12 protein-coding genes are annotated in these 14,247 nt (G+C 73.1%); 6 read left to right on the forward strand and 6 right to left on the reverse strand.

Features of this window, described 5'->3' with window-relative positions; all coding sequences use genetic code 11:
- Positions 1–44 precede the first annotated feature (44 nt).
- Positions 45–1,094: a S66 family peptidase gene (locus tag ACQP0N_RS18335; protein WP_433112025.1), complete on the forward strand. Its 1,050-nt coding sequence runs from the start codon at positions 45–47 to the stop codon at positions 1,092–1,094.
- 150 nt (positions 1,095–1,244) lie between these two features.
- Here ACQP0N_RS18335 and ACQP0N_RS18340 read toward each other — a convergent pair whose 3' ends face one another.
- The 6 genes from ACQP0N_RS18340 to ACQP0N_RS18365 all read right to left on the reverse strand — a co-directional run bounded on the left by ACQP0N_RS18340 (position 1,245) and on the right by ACQP0N_RS18365 (position 8,534).
- Positions 1,245–2,984 carry an IucA/IucC family protein gene (locus tag ACQP0N_RS18340; protein ID WP_433121696.1) on the reverse strand — a complete coding sequence of 580 codons (1,740 nt, stop codon included), beginning with the start codon at positions 2,982–2,984 and terminating at the stop codon, positions 1,245–1,247.
- 101 nt (positions 2,985–3,085) lie between these two features.
- Positions 3,086–3,679: a GNAT family N-acetyltransferase gene (locus ACQP0N_RS18345; RefSeq protein WP_433112028.1), complete on the reverse strand. Its 594-nt coding sequence runs from the start codon at positions 3,677–3,679 to the stop codon at positions 3,086–3,088.
- Positions 3,676–4,953: a lysine N(6)-hydroxylase/L-ornithine N(5)-oxygenase family protein gene (locus tag ACQP0N_RS18350; protein WP_433112031.1), complete on the reverse strand. Its 1,278-nt coding sequence runs from the start codon at positions 4,951–4,953 to the stop codon at positions 3,676–3,678. The genes ACQP0N_RS18345 and ACQP0N_RS18350 overlap by 4 nt, the downstream gene beginning before the upstream one ends.
- A 26-nt stretch (positions 4,954–4,979) precedes the next feature.
- Positions 4,980–6,542: a pyridoxal phosphate-dependent decarboxylase family protein gene (locus tag ACQP0N_RS18355; RefSeq protein ID WP_433112034.1), complete on the reverse strand. Its 1,563-nt coding sequence runs from the start codon at positions 6,540–6,542 to the stop codon at positions 4,980–4,982.
- Between the two features lie 95 nt (positions 6,543–6,637).
- Positions 6,638–7,495: a siderophore-interacting protein gene (locus ACQP0N_RS18360; protein ID WP_433112037.1), complete on the reverse strand. Its 858-nt coding sequence runs from the start codon at positions 7,493–7,495 to the stop codon at positions 6,638–6,640.
- A 4-nt stretch (positions 7,496–7,499) separates the two neighbouring features.
- The gene (locus ACQP0N_RS18365; RefSeq protein ID WP_433112040.1) at positions 7,500–8,534 is read right to left on the reverse strand and encodes an ABC transporter substrate-binding protein; all 1,035 of its coding nucleotides are present in this window, start codon (positions 8,532–8,534) and stop codon (positions 7,500–7,502) included.
- A gap of 117 nt (positions 8,535–8,651) precedes the next feature.
- On the opposite strand from ACQP0N_RS18365, the gene ACQP0N_RS18370 reads away from it, so the two are divergent.
- From ACQP0N_RS18370 to ACQP0N_RS18390, 5 genes are read left to right on the forward strand one after another with little or no spacing between them, the layout of a single operon-like run.
- The gene (locus tag ACQP0N_RS18370; RefSeq protein ID WP_433121698.1) at positions 8,652–9,713 is read left to right on the forward strand and encodes a FecCD family ABC transporter permease; all 1,062 of its coding nucleotides are present in this window, start codon (positions 8,652–8,654) and stop codon (positions 9,711–9,713) included.
- Positions 9,710–10,741 (forward strand): FecCD family ABC transporter permease, encoded by a 1,032-nt coding sequence (locus ACQP0N_RS18375; RefSeq protein ID WP_433112043.1) that lies wholly within the window; start codon positions 9,710–9,712, stop codon positions 10,739–10,741. Before ACQP0N_RS18370 ends, ACQP0N_RS18375 begins: the two co-directional genes overlap by 4 nt.
- A gap of 23 nt (positions 10,742–10,764) precedes the next feature.
- The gene (locus tag ACQP0N_RS18380; protein WP_357117854.1) at positions 10,765–11,568 is read left to right on the forward strand and encodes an ABC transporter ATP-binding protein; all 804 of its coding nucleotides are present in this window, start codon (positions 10,765–10,767) and stop codon (positions 11,566–11,568) included.
- A complete protein-coding gene (locus ACQP0N_RS18385; protein ID WP_433112046.1) occupies positions 11,565–13,619 on the forward strand; it encodes a penicillin acylase family protein in 2,055 nt (684 codons plus the stop codon). The genes ACQP0N_RS18380 and ACQP0N_RS18385 overlap by 4 nt, the downstream gene beginning before the upstream one ends.
- A complete protein-coding gene (locus ACQP0N_RS18390; protein WP_433112049.1) occupies positions 13,609–14,199 on the forward strand; it encodes a GNAT family N-acetyltransferase in 591 nt (196 codons plus the stop codon). The genes ACQP0N_RS18385 and ACQP0N_RS18390 overlap by 11 nt, the downstream gene beginning before the upstream one ends.
- Positions 14,200–14,247 lie beyond the last annotated feature (48 nt).

Here is a 14,247-nt window from a genome sequence, read left to right on the forward strand (position 1 = left end):
GAAACGGGATGCGCGCCGACCGCCGCCACTGGTGGAATCTGGGGATGAAGCACGATCTTGTACGTCCACCGAAGGCACGCCCCGGCGACCGGATCGCGGTCCTGTCGCCGTCCTTCGCCGCCGCCGGCGCCTTTCCCGAAATCCACGAGCAGGCCATGCGCCGGCTCGCCGACGTGACCGGCCTCGTCCCGGTCGAGTACCCCACCACCCGCACGGTCGGCGCGAGCGCGCAGGCCCGCGCGGAGGACATCAACGCCGCCTTCGCCGATCCCCGGGTACGCGCGATCCTGGCCGTCGTCGGCGGCGACGACCAGATCACCGTCGTCCCCCACCTGGACGCCGACCTGGCCCGCGCCGACCCGAAGCCTTTCCTGGGCACCAGCGACAACACCAACCTGCACCAGTGGCTCTGGGGGCTCGGCATCGCGAGCTTCTACGGCGGGTCGTCCCAGGTGCACCTCGGCCCCGGTCCCGCCGTGGACGACATCCACGCCCGCTCGCTGCGCGCCGCGCTGCTCACCGGCGAGCGGTTGGAGATCACCGACCCGGGCGAGTCCGAGGACATCGGGGTCCCCTGGGACGATCCGCGGGCGTTGCAGTCGTTCGGGGAACGCGAGCCGACCGAGCCGTGGAGCTGGTACGGGCCGCGCCGCACGGTCACCGGACCCACCTGGGGTGGCTGCCTGGAGGTCCTCCAGTGGCTCCTCACGGCGGGGCGCTTCCCGTTCGGACCGGAGGTGCTGCGCGGCGGCGTGCTGATCATCGAGACGTCGGAGGAGCTCCTGCCCGCCCGGAAGGTCGGTTGGATCGTCCGCTCGCTTGGTGAACGCGGTCTCCTGGCCGCCGCCGACGCCGTCCTGGTCGCCCGTCCCCCGGTCTCCGACTTCGACCGCCGGCCCGACGCGAAGGAGCGGGCGCGGCTGCGCGAGCGGCAGCGCGACACGGTCGTGGACCAGATACACCGCTACAACCCCGAGGCGGTCGTCTGCGTCGGCGTGCCGTTCGGCCACACCAGACCGCAGTGGATCCTCCCGCACGGCGGCCCGGTCACCGTCGACGGTGCGCAACGCCGGATTTTCGCCGACTACCGGTAGGCGAAGGGTCAGCCGATCCGGAGACCGTCACGTACGGGTACGACGCGTGGTTGCCGTGCCCGGCAGGGAATGATCACTTGATGCTGACCAGTTCCAGGAGGGGCCGGACAACTGGTCAGCATCAAGTGATCGCGATGAAGACGGAGGGCGTCAGCGGGCCGGGGCGTGGGCCGCCAGCGGATTGGTGAGGGTGCCGACGAACTGCAGGGCGGCCGACGGATCGGCCAGGTCGATCATCTGCTGGTTGTCGCGCAGCTGAAGGCGGTTGAGGCAGGACAGCGCGAACTCGGGAGCGAACAGGTCGTAGTGGCGTACGCGCTCGGCCAGGTGCGGCACCCGCGCGAAGTAGTCGGCGGCACGGTCCGCGACCGTGCCCCAGAACGCGTCCTCGGTGAGCACCCCGGCCTCGACGAGGACGGCGTTGAGGTGACGCAGGAAGCAGTCGACCACGTCAGTGAAGATGGTCAGCAGCTTGGTGTCGTCGGGCACCTCGACCCGGATGCGCTCCACCTCGGCCGGCAGCTCGACGTCGGCGCTCAACACCGCGATCTCCTCGGCGATGTCCTTGAAGATCACCCGCTGGACGGTGTCGTGCTCGTCGAGGACCAGGATCACGTTCTCGCCGTGCGGCATGAAGGCCAGGTCGTGGGCGTAGAAGCTGTGCAGCAGCGGGGTCAGGTAGGCATCCAGGTAGCGGCGCAGCCACACCTCGGGCGCGAGGCCGGACCGGTCGATCAGCGCCGCCGCCAGCGAGCCGCCGTCATCGTCGACGTGCAGTAGCGCGGCCATCGTGGACAGTCGCTCCCCCGGAGCCAGACCCGGCACCGGGCTCTCCCGCCACAGGGCGGCGAGCATCTTGCGGTACGGGGAGGTCCGCTCGGTGGCCGCCTCGTACTGCCGGTGGCGGTAGCCGACCGCGGCCCGCTCCCGGATGACCGTCAGGCCCGTGCCGGTCAACACCTCGTCGTTGGCGATCAGATCGGCCAGCCAGTCGTTGATGGCCGGCGTGGCGGCCATGTACGCGGCCGACAACCCCCGCATGAAGCCCATGTTCAGCACCGACAGCGCGGTCTTGACGTAGTGCCGGCCCGGCTCGCTGACGTTGAAGAAGGTACGGATGGACTGCTGCGCCAGGTACGAGTCGGGGCCGGGGCCGAGGTGCACGAGCCGGCGTTCGGCCAGCTCCCCCGCGAACGTCACGGCCAGCTTGTTCCACCACTGCCAGGGGTGCGCCGGGATGAGGTGGTAGTCGGCGAGGTCGAGCCCGAGGTCGGCCATCGTGGCGGCGAACCGGGCCCGGGTCGAGGCGTCCAACTCGCTCTCGATGAGCGCGTCGTAGTCGAGGTCGGCGGCGCTGCTGAACGTCGAGTGGTCCCGGTGCGCGGCCAGCCACTCCAGGCGTACCGGCGTGGCGGCCTCCGGGGCGTAGCGGTGGTACTCGTCGACGCCGAAGCCGAGGCGGCCGTTGTTGGCCACGAAGCAGGGGTGGCCCTCGGTCATGGACGTCTCGATGGTCTGGAAGTCCGCGTCGGCCAGCTCGGTGGCGCTCGGCGCGGACTGGGCCAGCTTGTACGCCGTACCCGCGAGGGTGGAGGTGATCTCCTCCAGGTAGACGGGGAGCACCCGAGCGGAGAGCCCGAGAGTGCCGCGCAGCTCGACGATCAGGTCCACCGCGTCGGGCGGCAGCGCGACGCCGTCCCGGTGCCGGGTGATGCTGTCGGCGTCGACCTGCCAGTGGGCCAGGGCGAGCACCCGGGCGGCGAACCGGTAGGTGACGGATTCATCGTCGCTGCGGACCTCGTACCACTGCCGGTCGTCGGGGCCCGGCACGGGCGCCGGGGTGAGCAGCCGCTCGTGGGTGAACTCGGCGAGCGCCTTGCGGACCAGCATCCGGTTGGCCCGCGCCCAGCGCTGCGGGGTGAGGTGCGCGACCGGGTCGCCCGGGGCGGCCGGGCCGGCGACGGTCGGCGAGGTGGGGACGGCGGTGGTGGTCACGCCGGGTCTCCTTCTGCTGCGGTGGCGGCGGCCGGCTCGGTGGCGGCCTGGAACTGGGCGCGGGTGCAGACGCTGAGCAGCGCCTCCTTCTCCGGTTTGGTGATCGGACCGACGACCTCGAACCCGACGGCGGCGTTCAGCGCGTGCACGGCCGTGTTGCGCACGTCCGGCTCGACCACCACGCGCGCCGTCGCCGGGTCGGCGAAGATCCAGGCCATCACGGTACGGATCACCGCGCGGGTGAAGCCGTGCACCGGCGTGCCGGCGGGCGCGCACAGGAAGTGCATGCCCACGTCGCCGGGTTGGTGGTCGTAGAGGCCGACCAGCTCCACGTGGGCCGGGTCGTAGCGCTCGGCCAGGAACGCCGGACTCCCCCGCCACAGGCCCAGGTACGCGTCGTGGTGCGGGTGCGCGGCGATGCGCCGGTACTCCTCGACGACCTGGGCCTCGTCGGTGTCCTGCATCAACCAGAACGCCGACTTCGGGTGGGTCACCCAGCCGTGCAGCACCAGGGCGTCGCCCTCGGGATCGAGGGTCCGCAGGGCGAACTCCCCGAGCCGGTCGTCGGCGCGGGTGAAGACCACGTTCACGACACCACCCCGAACTCCTGGAAGGTGATGCTCTTCTCGATCGGGTAGTGCTCGCGGCCGAGCAGCTCGCGGATGATCCAGGAGTTGCGGTACGCGCCCATGCCCAGGTCGGGTGAGGTGATGCTGTGCGTGTGGGTGCCCGCGTTCTGTAGGAAGATGCCCCGCCCGTCGTGGTCGATGCTGTAGTTGCGGGCCACGTCGAAGCGACCGTGCGCGTCCCAGCGGATGCGCTCGCGCACCGGTTCGAGGAACGTCGGCACCCGGTAGTGGTAGCCGGTCGCCAGGACCAGACCCTCGGTCCGCAGGGTGAAGTCCCGCTCCTGCTCCACCTGCCGCAACCCGAGCGTGTACTCCCCGTCGTGGTGGGTGGCGTCGACCAGCTCGGTGTTGGTGATCAGCCGGGTGTTCACCGGACCGTCGACGCTGTGGGCGTAGAGCAGGTCGAAGATGTCGTTGATCAGATCGGCGTTGATTCCCTTGAACAGCCCCTTCTGCTCGGACTCCAGCCGGTAGCGGGTCTCCTCGGGCAGCGCGTGGAAGTAGTCCACGTAGTCCGGTGAGGTCATCTCCAACGTCAGCTTGGTGTACTCGAGGGGGAAGAACCGCGGCGAGCGGGTGACCCAGTTGAGCTGGTAGCCGTACCGGCCGATGTCGCCGAGCAGGTCGTGGTAGATCTCGGCGGCGCTCTGCCCGCTGCCCACCACGGTGATGCTGCGCCTGGTCCGCAGCGCGTCCCGGTGCTCCAGGTAGCGCGAATTGTGCACGGCGTCCCCGGCGAGCCCGGCGACGGCGGCCGGCAGGTGCGGCGGCGTGCCGGTGCCGAGCACCAGGTGCCGCGCCCGGTACTCGACGCTCTCGGACCCGCCGGTGGTCGCCCGCACCACGTACCGCCCGTCGGCGCTGTCGTACTCCACCGTGGTCACCGTCTGGCCGAAGCGCAGGTTCGGCAGCTTCGCCGCCGCCCACCGGCAGTACGCGTCGTACTCGCCGCGCAGCGGGTAGAAGCTCTCCCGGATGTAGAACGGGTAGAGCCGGCCGATCTCCTTGAGGTAGTTGAGGAACGAGTACGGCGAGGTCGGATCGGCGAGGCTGACCAGGTCGGCGATGAACGGGGTCTGCAACCGGGCCGACTCCAGCAGCATGCCGGGGTGCCAGGCGAGGCTGGGTCGAGCCTCCAGGAACACCCCGTCCAGCTCGTCGATCGGCGCGGTGAGACAGGCCAGGCCCAGGTTGTACGGGCCGAGCCCGATGGCGACGAAGTCGTGGGTGGACATCTTCTACTCCAGGCGGGGGTTCGGGGTCAGCCGACGGGGCAGGTCAGGTCGGCGGCGACGGTGTCGCGCACGTACCGCCCGGCGTGGCCGGCGATCAGTTCGAGCACGTGGCCGACGTCGTCGACGGTGGTGGCCGGATTCAGCAGCGTGAACTTGAGGAAGTGCCGGCCGTCCACCCGGGTGCCGGCGACCACGGCGAGGCCGGAGGCGGCCAGCGCCTCCCGGGCGTACAGGTTCGCGGCGTCGGCCAGCTCACGGCCCGGACCGGTGGGCAGGTAACGGAAGACCACGGTGCTCAACTGCGAGCGGGTCACCACCTCGAAGCGGGGGTCCTCGCTGACGAGCTGCCAGGCGTCGGCCGCGGCGTCGACCACCTCGTCGAAGAGTTCGCCGAGCGCGTCCGGGCCCATCACCCGCAGGGTCAGCCACAGCTTCAGCGCGTCGAAGCGGCGGGTGGTCTGCAGGCTCTTGTCGACCTGGTTCGGAATCCGCTGCTCCACCATCCGCGCCGGGTTGAGGTAGTCCGCGTGGTAGGTGGCGTGCCCCAGCGTCCGCCGGTCCTGGACCAGCAGCGCGCTGGAGCTGACCGGCTGGAAGAACGACTTGTGGTAGTCGACGGTCACCGAGTCGGCGCGTTCGATGCCGTCGAGCAGGTGCCGGCGCGTCGGCGAGACGAGCAGACCGCAGCCGTACGCGGCGTCGACGTGCAGCCAGACGCCGGTCTCCGCGCAGACCTCGGCCAGGTCCGCGAGCGGGTCGATGGAGCCGAAGTCGGTGGTGCCGGCGGTCCCGACGACGGCCATCGGGACCAGTCCGGCCGCCCGGCACCGGGCGATCTCCTCGCGGACGGCGACGGGCTGGACGCGTCGCCGCGCGTCGGTGGGCACCGCGATCACCGCGTCCGGGGCGAGGCCGAGGAGTTTGGCGGACTTCTGGACGCTGAAGTGCCCGGCGACGGAGGTGAGCACACGCAGGCGGGGCAGCAGGTCCAGGCGTGCCGCCGGGGTGGTCGCGGCGAGGCACGCCTCCTCCCGGGCCAGCAGCAGCGCCTGGAGGTTGGACTGGCTGCCTCCGCTGGTGAACACGCCGTCGGCGTCCGGACCGAGGCCGATCCGGGCGGCGGTCCAGTCGATCAACCGACGCTCGATGAGCGTCGCGCCGGCACTCTGGTCCCAGGTGTCCAGGGAGGAGTTGACCGCGCTGAGCACCGCCTCGCCGAGCAGCGCCGGGATGACCACGGGGCAGTTGAGGTGGGCCAGGTAGCGGGGGTGGTGGAACCACACGGCGTCGCGCAGGTAGACGCCCTCCAGTTCGTCCAACGCCGCGCCGGCGTCGCCCAGGGGCCGGTCCAGGTCGACACTGTCGACGAGGGGCGCCAGCTCGGCCGGAGCGATTCCGGTGGTGGGCCGGTCCACCGTGGCGACCCGCCGGGCGACCCGGTCGACGCCGTCGGCGATCGCGCGCCGGTACTGCTCGACCGACCCGTCGTGCAACAGGTGGGCGCGGGCCCCGGCGGGCGCTGTGGCCGGTGGTAGAGCGGCCGGTGCGCTGCGCGGGTCGCTCTCGTCGGGGTACGTCGGCACGCTCACGGGATGTCCTTCCACGTTCTGACGATGGGCAGCCGGAACCCTCCCCGGCGCGTGGGCGCGCCGGGGGCCGTGCTGCGTTCTGGTGGGACTGCGGGTCAGGCGGTGGCGCCGGCCAGCGCCTCGGCGCGCAGGTCCTCCTCGGAGAGGCCGCACCGCCAGTAGCCGGCGAAGGTCACCCGTCGACGGTCGAAACCGCGCTCGCCGACCAGGTGCCGGCGCAGCGCCCGTACCACGCCGGACTCGCCGGCGATCCAGGCGTACGGCGCGACGGCCGGAAGTCGGGCGGCGCGCAGCGCGCTGACCAGCAGGTTGCTCCCGGGCGCGGTGCTGCCGCGCACGATCCAGCGGATCTCGACGTCGGCGTCGGTGGGCAGCTCGGTGATGTCCGCCGCGTCCGGGACCTCGATCCAGGCGCGGACGCGAGTGCCGGCGGGCAGCCAGGCCAGGATCCCGGCGGTGGCCGGCAGCGCGGTCTCGTCGGCGGCCAGCACCACGAGGTCGGTGTCGTCCGGTGGCCGGAAACAGACGCTGCGGTTGTCGTAGACCGCCGGACCGAGCAGCAGCACCCGGTCACCGGACACCGCCAGGCTGGCCCACCGCGAGGCGGGACCGGTGCCGCCGTGGCCGACGAAGTCGATGTCCACCTCGCCGGCCGCCGGGCGGTGCTCCCGGATGGTGTACGAGCGCATGACCGCGCGGACGTCCGGCGGGAGGGCCCGCCACGCGCCGAACCAGTCCTCGCCGCGCTCGACCGGGACGACCGGGGCGTCCTGACCCGGGTGCGGCAGGAACAGCGAGACGCTCTGGTCCCGGCCGCCGCCGGCGAAGTCGACCAGCTCCGCACCGCCGAAGGTGACCCGGATCAGCGAGGCCCCCACCTGACGGGCCCGCACCACGTGCGCGGCGAAGAAGCGGTACTGCAGGGCGACGGGTTCGACGGTGCTCGTACTCATGGCGTCAGCCGACCTTCTTCGCGTTCCGGATGGCGGTGGCGAGGTTCTCCAGCAGCGGCGCGGCGCCGGCGTACGAGAAGCGGGGCACCGCGTCCCACGGCGTCACCTGGTTGGCCCGCACGGCGGGAAGCTGCGTCCAGGTCGGCTTGGCGGCGAGGTCCTTGGGCTGCAAGGCGGTGCTGCGGTTGTCGAGCAGGATCAGGTCGGCGGGGAACTTGCCGGCGTTCTCCCAGCTCAGGGCCTCGAAGTAGTCGCCGGCTTCGAGCTTGGTCGGCACCACGATGTCGACACCCAGCTCGGCGAAGTACATGAGGTCGGTGCTGACCTTGGGGTTGGAGACGTAGAACAGGTCGGGGCTGCCCGAGCAGGCCATCACCCGGATGCCCGGGTTGGCCTTGACCGCCTGCCGGACGGCGTCGGCGGCGGCGTCGAAGCGGGCCTTCGCGTCGGTGACCTTCTTGGCGGACAGGTCGGCGCCGAGCGACTGCGCGAGCGCGGCGTACCGCTCGATCGGCTTGGTCATCGGCACCCGCGCGGTGGTGATCGCCACGCTGGGCGCGAGCGGCAGGATCTTGTCCTTGCTCTCGTCCGGCACGTACCAGAGGGCGTCGGGGTCGTACATGTGCGTGACCAGCAGCTCGGGGCGCAGGGCGGCGTACTTCTCCAGGCTGAACTCGCCCCACACATTGCCGAGGATCTCGACTGCCTCGACGTTCAGGTCGCCGGCCTGCGGGTCCTTCGTGCCGTCGGCGCGCTTGGTCTCACCGAACACGCCGACGAGCTGCTTGTCGAGACCGAAATCGACCAGTGCCGCCGCCACGCCGGTGAACGCCACCACGCGCGCCGGGCGAGCCGCCGCCTCGACCTTCTTGGTGCGGTCGTCGGTGAACGACCAGGGGCCGGCGGTGTTGTCGCTGCCCGTGGGTTTGGCGGAATCGTCCTTGCCGCAGCCGGCGAGCAGCGCGGCCAGCGTGGCGGCGCCGCCAGCGGCCAGCAGGCCACGACGGGAGAGGCGACGGGCGGACAGTGCATCGGGCATGGTGTCGTCTTTCGATCAAAGGATGGCCGGGGTCGACCGGGACAGCGGGGTTAGGTTAGCCTAACCTCGCTCGTTGTCAACAGCGGTTCGCCGTGTCGCCACACCCCGGAGCCCACACTGGACGCCACACCCACCGTCACCAGTCCGACACCATCAGTGCCGGACGTGTCGACGGCCCCCGCACCCAAGCGACGCCGGGCGACCCGCGCCGCCGGCCTGCTCGCCGCCGTGGCGCTGCTCGGCGTGATCCTGGTGCTCAGCATCGCGGTCGGCGCGAAGTCGCTGCCGCTCGCCGACGTCTGGTCCGGGCTGCTGCACCGCGACGCCACCGAGTACGCCGTGGTGCACCGGATGCGCCTGCCCCGCACCCTGCTCGGGCTGCTCGCCGGTACGGCGCTCGGCGTGGCCGGCGCCGTGATGCAGGCGCTCACCCGCAATCCCCTCGCCGACCCCGGGCTCCTCGGCATCAACGCCGGAGCGTCCGCCGCCGTGGCCACCGCCGCCGCCTTCCTGGGCGTCACGGCCATCGGCGGGTACGTCTGGTTCGCGCTGCTCGGCGCGGCCCTGGTCACCGCGCTGGTCTACGCCGTCGGCGGTGGGCGCGGCGCCACCCCGGCCCGGCTCGCGCTGGCCGGCGCGGCGCTCAACGCCACCCTCTACTCGTTCGTCAGCGCGGTCATGCTGCTGGACACCGCCTCGCTGGACCGGCTGCGGTTCTGGACGGTCGGCTCGCTGGCCAGCGCGGACGCGGCGACGGTGGCCCGCGTGACGCCGTTCATCCTGGTCGGCCTGCTGGTCGCCCTCGGCGCCGCCCGTCCGCTGAACGCCCTCGCGCTCGGCGACGACGCGGCCCGGGCGCTGGGCGCCCGACCGGCCGTGATCCGGGCCGCCGTGATCGTCGCGGTCACCCTGCTCTGCGGCGCGGCGACCGCCGCCTGCGGTCCCATCGTCTTCGTCGGCCTGCTCGTGCCGCACCTGGTACGCGCGCTCACCGGGCCCGACCTGCGCTGGCTGCTGCCGTACTGCGCGGTGCTCGCGCCGGTCCTGCTGCTCGGCGCCGACGTGCTGGGCCGGGTGCTCGGCCGCCCGGGTGAACTCCAGGTCGGCATGGTCACCGCCGTGCTGGGCGGCCCGCTGTTTCTCTGGCTGGTCAGCCGCTCACGGGTGGCTGCCCCGTGAGCGCGGTCATCCGTACCCCCGGTGGGTTGTCGGTGCGGTTCCGCCCCCGGGCCCTGGCCGTCGGTCTCGGCGCGACGCTGCTCGCCGCCGGGCTCTCGCTGGTCGCGATGGGCAGCGGCGACTACCCGATGGGCCCGACCGACGTGCTGCGCGCCCTGACCGGCGGCGGCAGCGTGGCGGAGCAGTTCATCGTGACCGAGCTGCGGCTGCCCCGGTTGGTCACGGCCCTGCTGGTCGGCGCCGCGTTGGCGCTGGGTGGCACGCTGTTCCAGTCGCTGGTCCGCAACCCGCTGGGCAGCCCGGACATCCTGGGCTTCACCCAGGGCGCGTCGACCGGCGCGCTGGTGGTGGTCGTCGTGGGCGGCGGCAGCCTGGCCCTGGCCGGCGCGGCGGTCGTCGGTGGGCTCGCCACCGGCCTGCTGATCTACGCGCTCGCGTGGCGGCGGGGCGTGCACGGCTACCGCCTCGTCCTGGTCGGCATCGGCGTCGCGGCGATCCTCACCGGCGTCAACGGCTACCTGCTGACCCGCGCCCCGCTGATGGACGCCGCCCGCGCGGTGCTGTGGCTCACCGGCAGCCTGGACGGACGGGGTTGGGCCAACGCCGGGCCGCTGTTGGCCGTCACCGCCGTGCTCACGCCGCTGGTGCTCGTCGGTTGCGCGCCGGCGCTGCGGATGATGGAACTGGGCGACGACACGGCCAGCGCGCTCGGCGTGCCGGTACGCCGGATGCGCCTGACGCTGCTCACCGCGGCGGTGCTGCTCGTGTCGTTCGCGGCGGCGGCGGCCGGCCCGGTGTCGTTCGTGGCGCTCGTCGCGCCGCACGTCGCCAAGCGGCTGACCCGCGCGCCCGGGCCGAACCTGCTGCCCTCGATGGCGGTCGGCGCGGCCCTGCTGGTCGGCGCCGACCTGGTGGCCCAGCGCGCGTTCGCCGGGCATCAGCTTCCGGTCGGCGTCGTCACCGGCGTGCTCGGCGGCGGCTACCTGGTCTGGCTGCTGGCCGTCGAACGCCGGGCGGGCCGGCTGTGACCACCCCTGGACAAGGAGCACCCATGACGTCCCGCCTTGGCGGCAGCGCGCTGACCCTCGCCTACGACCGGCGCACCATCTCCGAGAACCTCACCGTGGCGGTGCCCGACGGGTCGTTCACGGTGATCATCGGACCGAACGCGTGCGGCAAGTCGACGCTGCTGCGCGCGCTGTCGCGGATGCTGCGCCCGAGCGCGGGCACGGTGCTGCTGGACGGTCGGGACATCCACGACCAGCCCGCCCGCAAGGTCGCCCGGACCCTCGGCCTGCTGCCACAGACGTCGATCGCGCCGGACGGGATCGGCGTCGCCGAGCTGGTCGCCCGGGGTCGCTACCCGCACCAGGGACTGCTGCGGCAGTGGTCGCGCGAGGACGAGCGGATCGTCGACGAGTCGATGGCCGCGACCGGGGTCGCCGACCTCGCCGACCGGCCGGTGGACGAGCTGTCCGGCGGCCAACGGCAGCGCGTGTGGATCGCGATGGCGCTGGCGCAGCAGACGCCACTGCTGCTCCTCGACGAGCCGACGACCTACCTCGACATCGCCCACCAGATCGACATCCTGGACCTGTGTGCCCGGCTGCACGAGGAGCAGGGCCGTACGCTGGTCGCGGTGCTGCACGACCTCAACCACGCCGCCCGGTACGCCACCCACCTCATCGCCATGCGCGACGGTCGGGTGGTGGCCGCCGGCGACCCGCGCGAGGTGGTGACCGCCGACCTGGTGGCCGAGGTGTTCGGGCTGCCCTGCCGGGTGATCGACGACCCGGAGACCGGCACCCCGTTGGTCGTACCGGCCGCCCGCCGACGCACGGCCGAACCGGCATGACGGCACGACTGTTCCGCGACCCGTGGGGCGTGCCGCACGTCCGCGCCGACGACCCGCTCGCCCTCGCGGCAGCGCAGGGTCGGGTGACCGCGTACGACCGGGCGTGGCAGATCGAGGTCGAGCGGCACCGGTCGCAGGGCACCAGCGCCGCCTTCCTCGGCGTCGACGCGCTCGGCTGGGACCGTTTCGCCCGGCAGGTACGACTCGACGACACCGCCCGCCGCGCTCACGCCAACCTGGACGCGTCGACCGCCGAGTGGGTGGGCGCGTACGTGACCGGGGTGAACGCCGGCCTCGCCGCCGGGGCAGCCCGCGCGCCGGAGTTCGCCGCCGTCGGGCTCGCCCCGGGCCGGTGGGAGCCGTGGACGCCGCTCGCGGTGTGGCTGGGGCATCACATCCTGTTCGCGGGGTTCCCGGGCAAGCTCTGGCGCGAGCACGTCGCGCGGTGTCTCGGCCCGGCGGCGGCCGAGGCGTTCGCCACCGACGGGCCGGCCGTCGCCGGCAGCAACGGATGGTTGCTCGCCGGTTCCCGCACGGCCAGCGGCGCGGCGCTGCTGGCCGGCGACCCGCACCGGATCCTCGAGGACCCGGGCGTCTACCAGCAGATCCGGCTGGCCTGCCCGGAGTACGACGTGGTCGGCCTGGCCGTGCCCGGCGTGCCGGGCATCGCACACTTCGGCCACGCCGGCCCGGTGGCGTGGGCGATCACCAACGCGATGGCCGACTACCAGGACGTCTACGTCGAACGGCTGCGCCGGCACGACACGGGGGTACGGGCGCTCGGCACGGACGGCTGGCGGGAGGCGTCCGTCCACGTCGAGACGATCGAGGTGGCCGGAGCCGACCCGGTCGAGGTGGAGGTGGTGGAGACCGACCGGGGCCCGGTGATCGCCGGCGGGCCGGACGACGAGACGGCGCTGAGCCTGCGCTATCCGCCCCGGGTCACCGGCGAGCTGGGCTTCGCGGCGATACCGGAGCTGCTGCGGGCCCGTAGGGTGTCCGACGTGGACAACGCCCTGCGGCACTGGGTGGAGCCCGTCAACGTCGTGCAGGCGGCCGACTCCGCCGGTGGTCTGCTGCACCGGGTCGCGGGGATGGTGCCCGTACGGCACCCGGACAACGGCCGACGGCCGGTTCCGGCGTGGGAAGCCGCGTACGCCTGGCGGGGATGGTACGCGCCGATGCCCCGGGCCGAGGTGACCGACCGGGCGGTGATGGCCAACGAACGCGGGCTGTCCGCGCCGCTCGGCGTCGAGTTCGCCCCACCGCACCGCGCGCGCCGGATCGCCGACCTGCTCGACGTCGGCCGCGACTTTACCGCCGTAGACATGACGGCGATCCACACCGACACGTACCTCGGTTCCGCCGGGGCGCTGCTGGGTGTCCTCGACGCGGTGACCGGGCTCGGTCCGGCCGCCGTCGCCCTGCGCGACCGGCTGCTGCGGTGGGACCGGCGGATGCACGCCGACAGCGTCGACGCCGCCGACTTCGCTCTCCTGCGCGCCGCCGTCGTACGCCGGATCGCCGACCACCCGGCCCTGGCCGCGCTGGCCGAGCCGCCCGCGTACCCCGAGGTGTTCGCGCCCTGGTTGGCGCTGACGCCGCGGGTCGGTTACGCGCTGGAGCACCTGCTCGGCGCGGTCCCGCTGCCCGGCCTCGACGTCGCGGCGGTGGTGCGGGCGGCGGCCGAGGAGGTCGCCGCCGCGACGGACGGCACGGTGAGCTGGGGTGACCTGCACCGGCTGACGACCTGGCGGGCGCTGCCCGACCCGGACGCCGCGCCCGGCCCCCGCCTCGACGGCGACCACGACTGCGTGCTGGCCACGTCGAGCGTGCCCGGGGTCACCCACGGATGCTTCCGGGGGCCGGCCGCACGGTACGTCTGGGACCTGGCCCGGCGGGAGGACAGCCGATGGGTGGTCCCGTCCGGCGCCAGCGGGGTGCCGGGCGACGAGCACCACGACGACCAGCGGTCCGCGTGGCTGGCCGGTGAGCTGCTGCCGGTGACGACCGACTGGGACCGCCTCACCGAGGAGCCGGATGAGTACTGACCGACAGCACTACCGACGCGACGTCCCGGGATTCGGTGTGGTCACCATCCGGCCGGTGCGCCCCGACGACGACGCCGACCTGCTGCACGGTTGGGTCACGACCGACCGGGCCCGGTTCTGGGGGATGCGCGACGCCAGCCGCGAGCGGGTGCGCGAGATCTACGCGTACCTGGATTCGCTGACCACCCACCACGCGTACCTGGTGCACCGCGACGGTGTGCCGGCGGCGCTGGCGCAGACGTACGAGCCCGGGGCCGACCCGGTCGGCGACTGCTACGAGGTACGTCCCGGCGACGTGGGCGTCCACCTGCTCATCGGGCCCCCGCTGAGCGCCGAGCCCGGTTTCACCGGCGCGCTGTTCGGGACGATCCTGAACTTCGTCTTCGCCGACCCGGGGCGGCTGCGGGTCGTCATGGAGCCCGACGTGCGCAACGACCGGATGCTCCGGCGGCTGCGGCGCAGCGGGTTCCGCGCCGGCCCGGTGATCGAGCTGCCGGAGAAGCAGGCGCGGCTGCACTTCCTCGACCGGCCCGAGCGCGTCGGCCTCGCCGACGGCCGAGCCCACGACGACGCCGGCTGAGCCCACCACGGCGACGGCCGCCGGTCGGGATGCGTGCGCACCCCAACC

This window comes from Micromonospora sp. CA-246542 (assembly GCF_050942905.1).
Taxonomy (GTDB): Bacteria; Actinomycetota; Actinomycetes; order Mycobacteriales; family Micromonosporaceae; genus Micromonospora.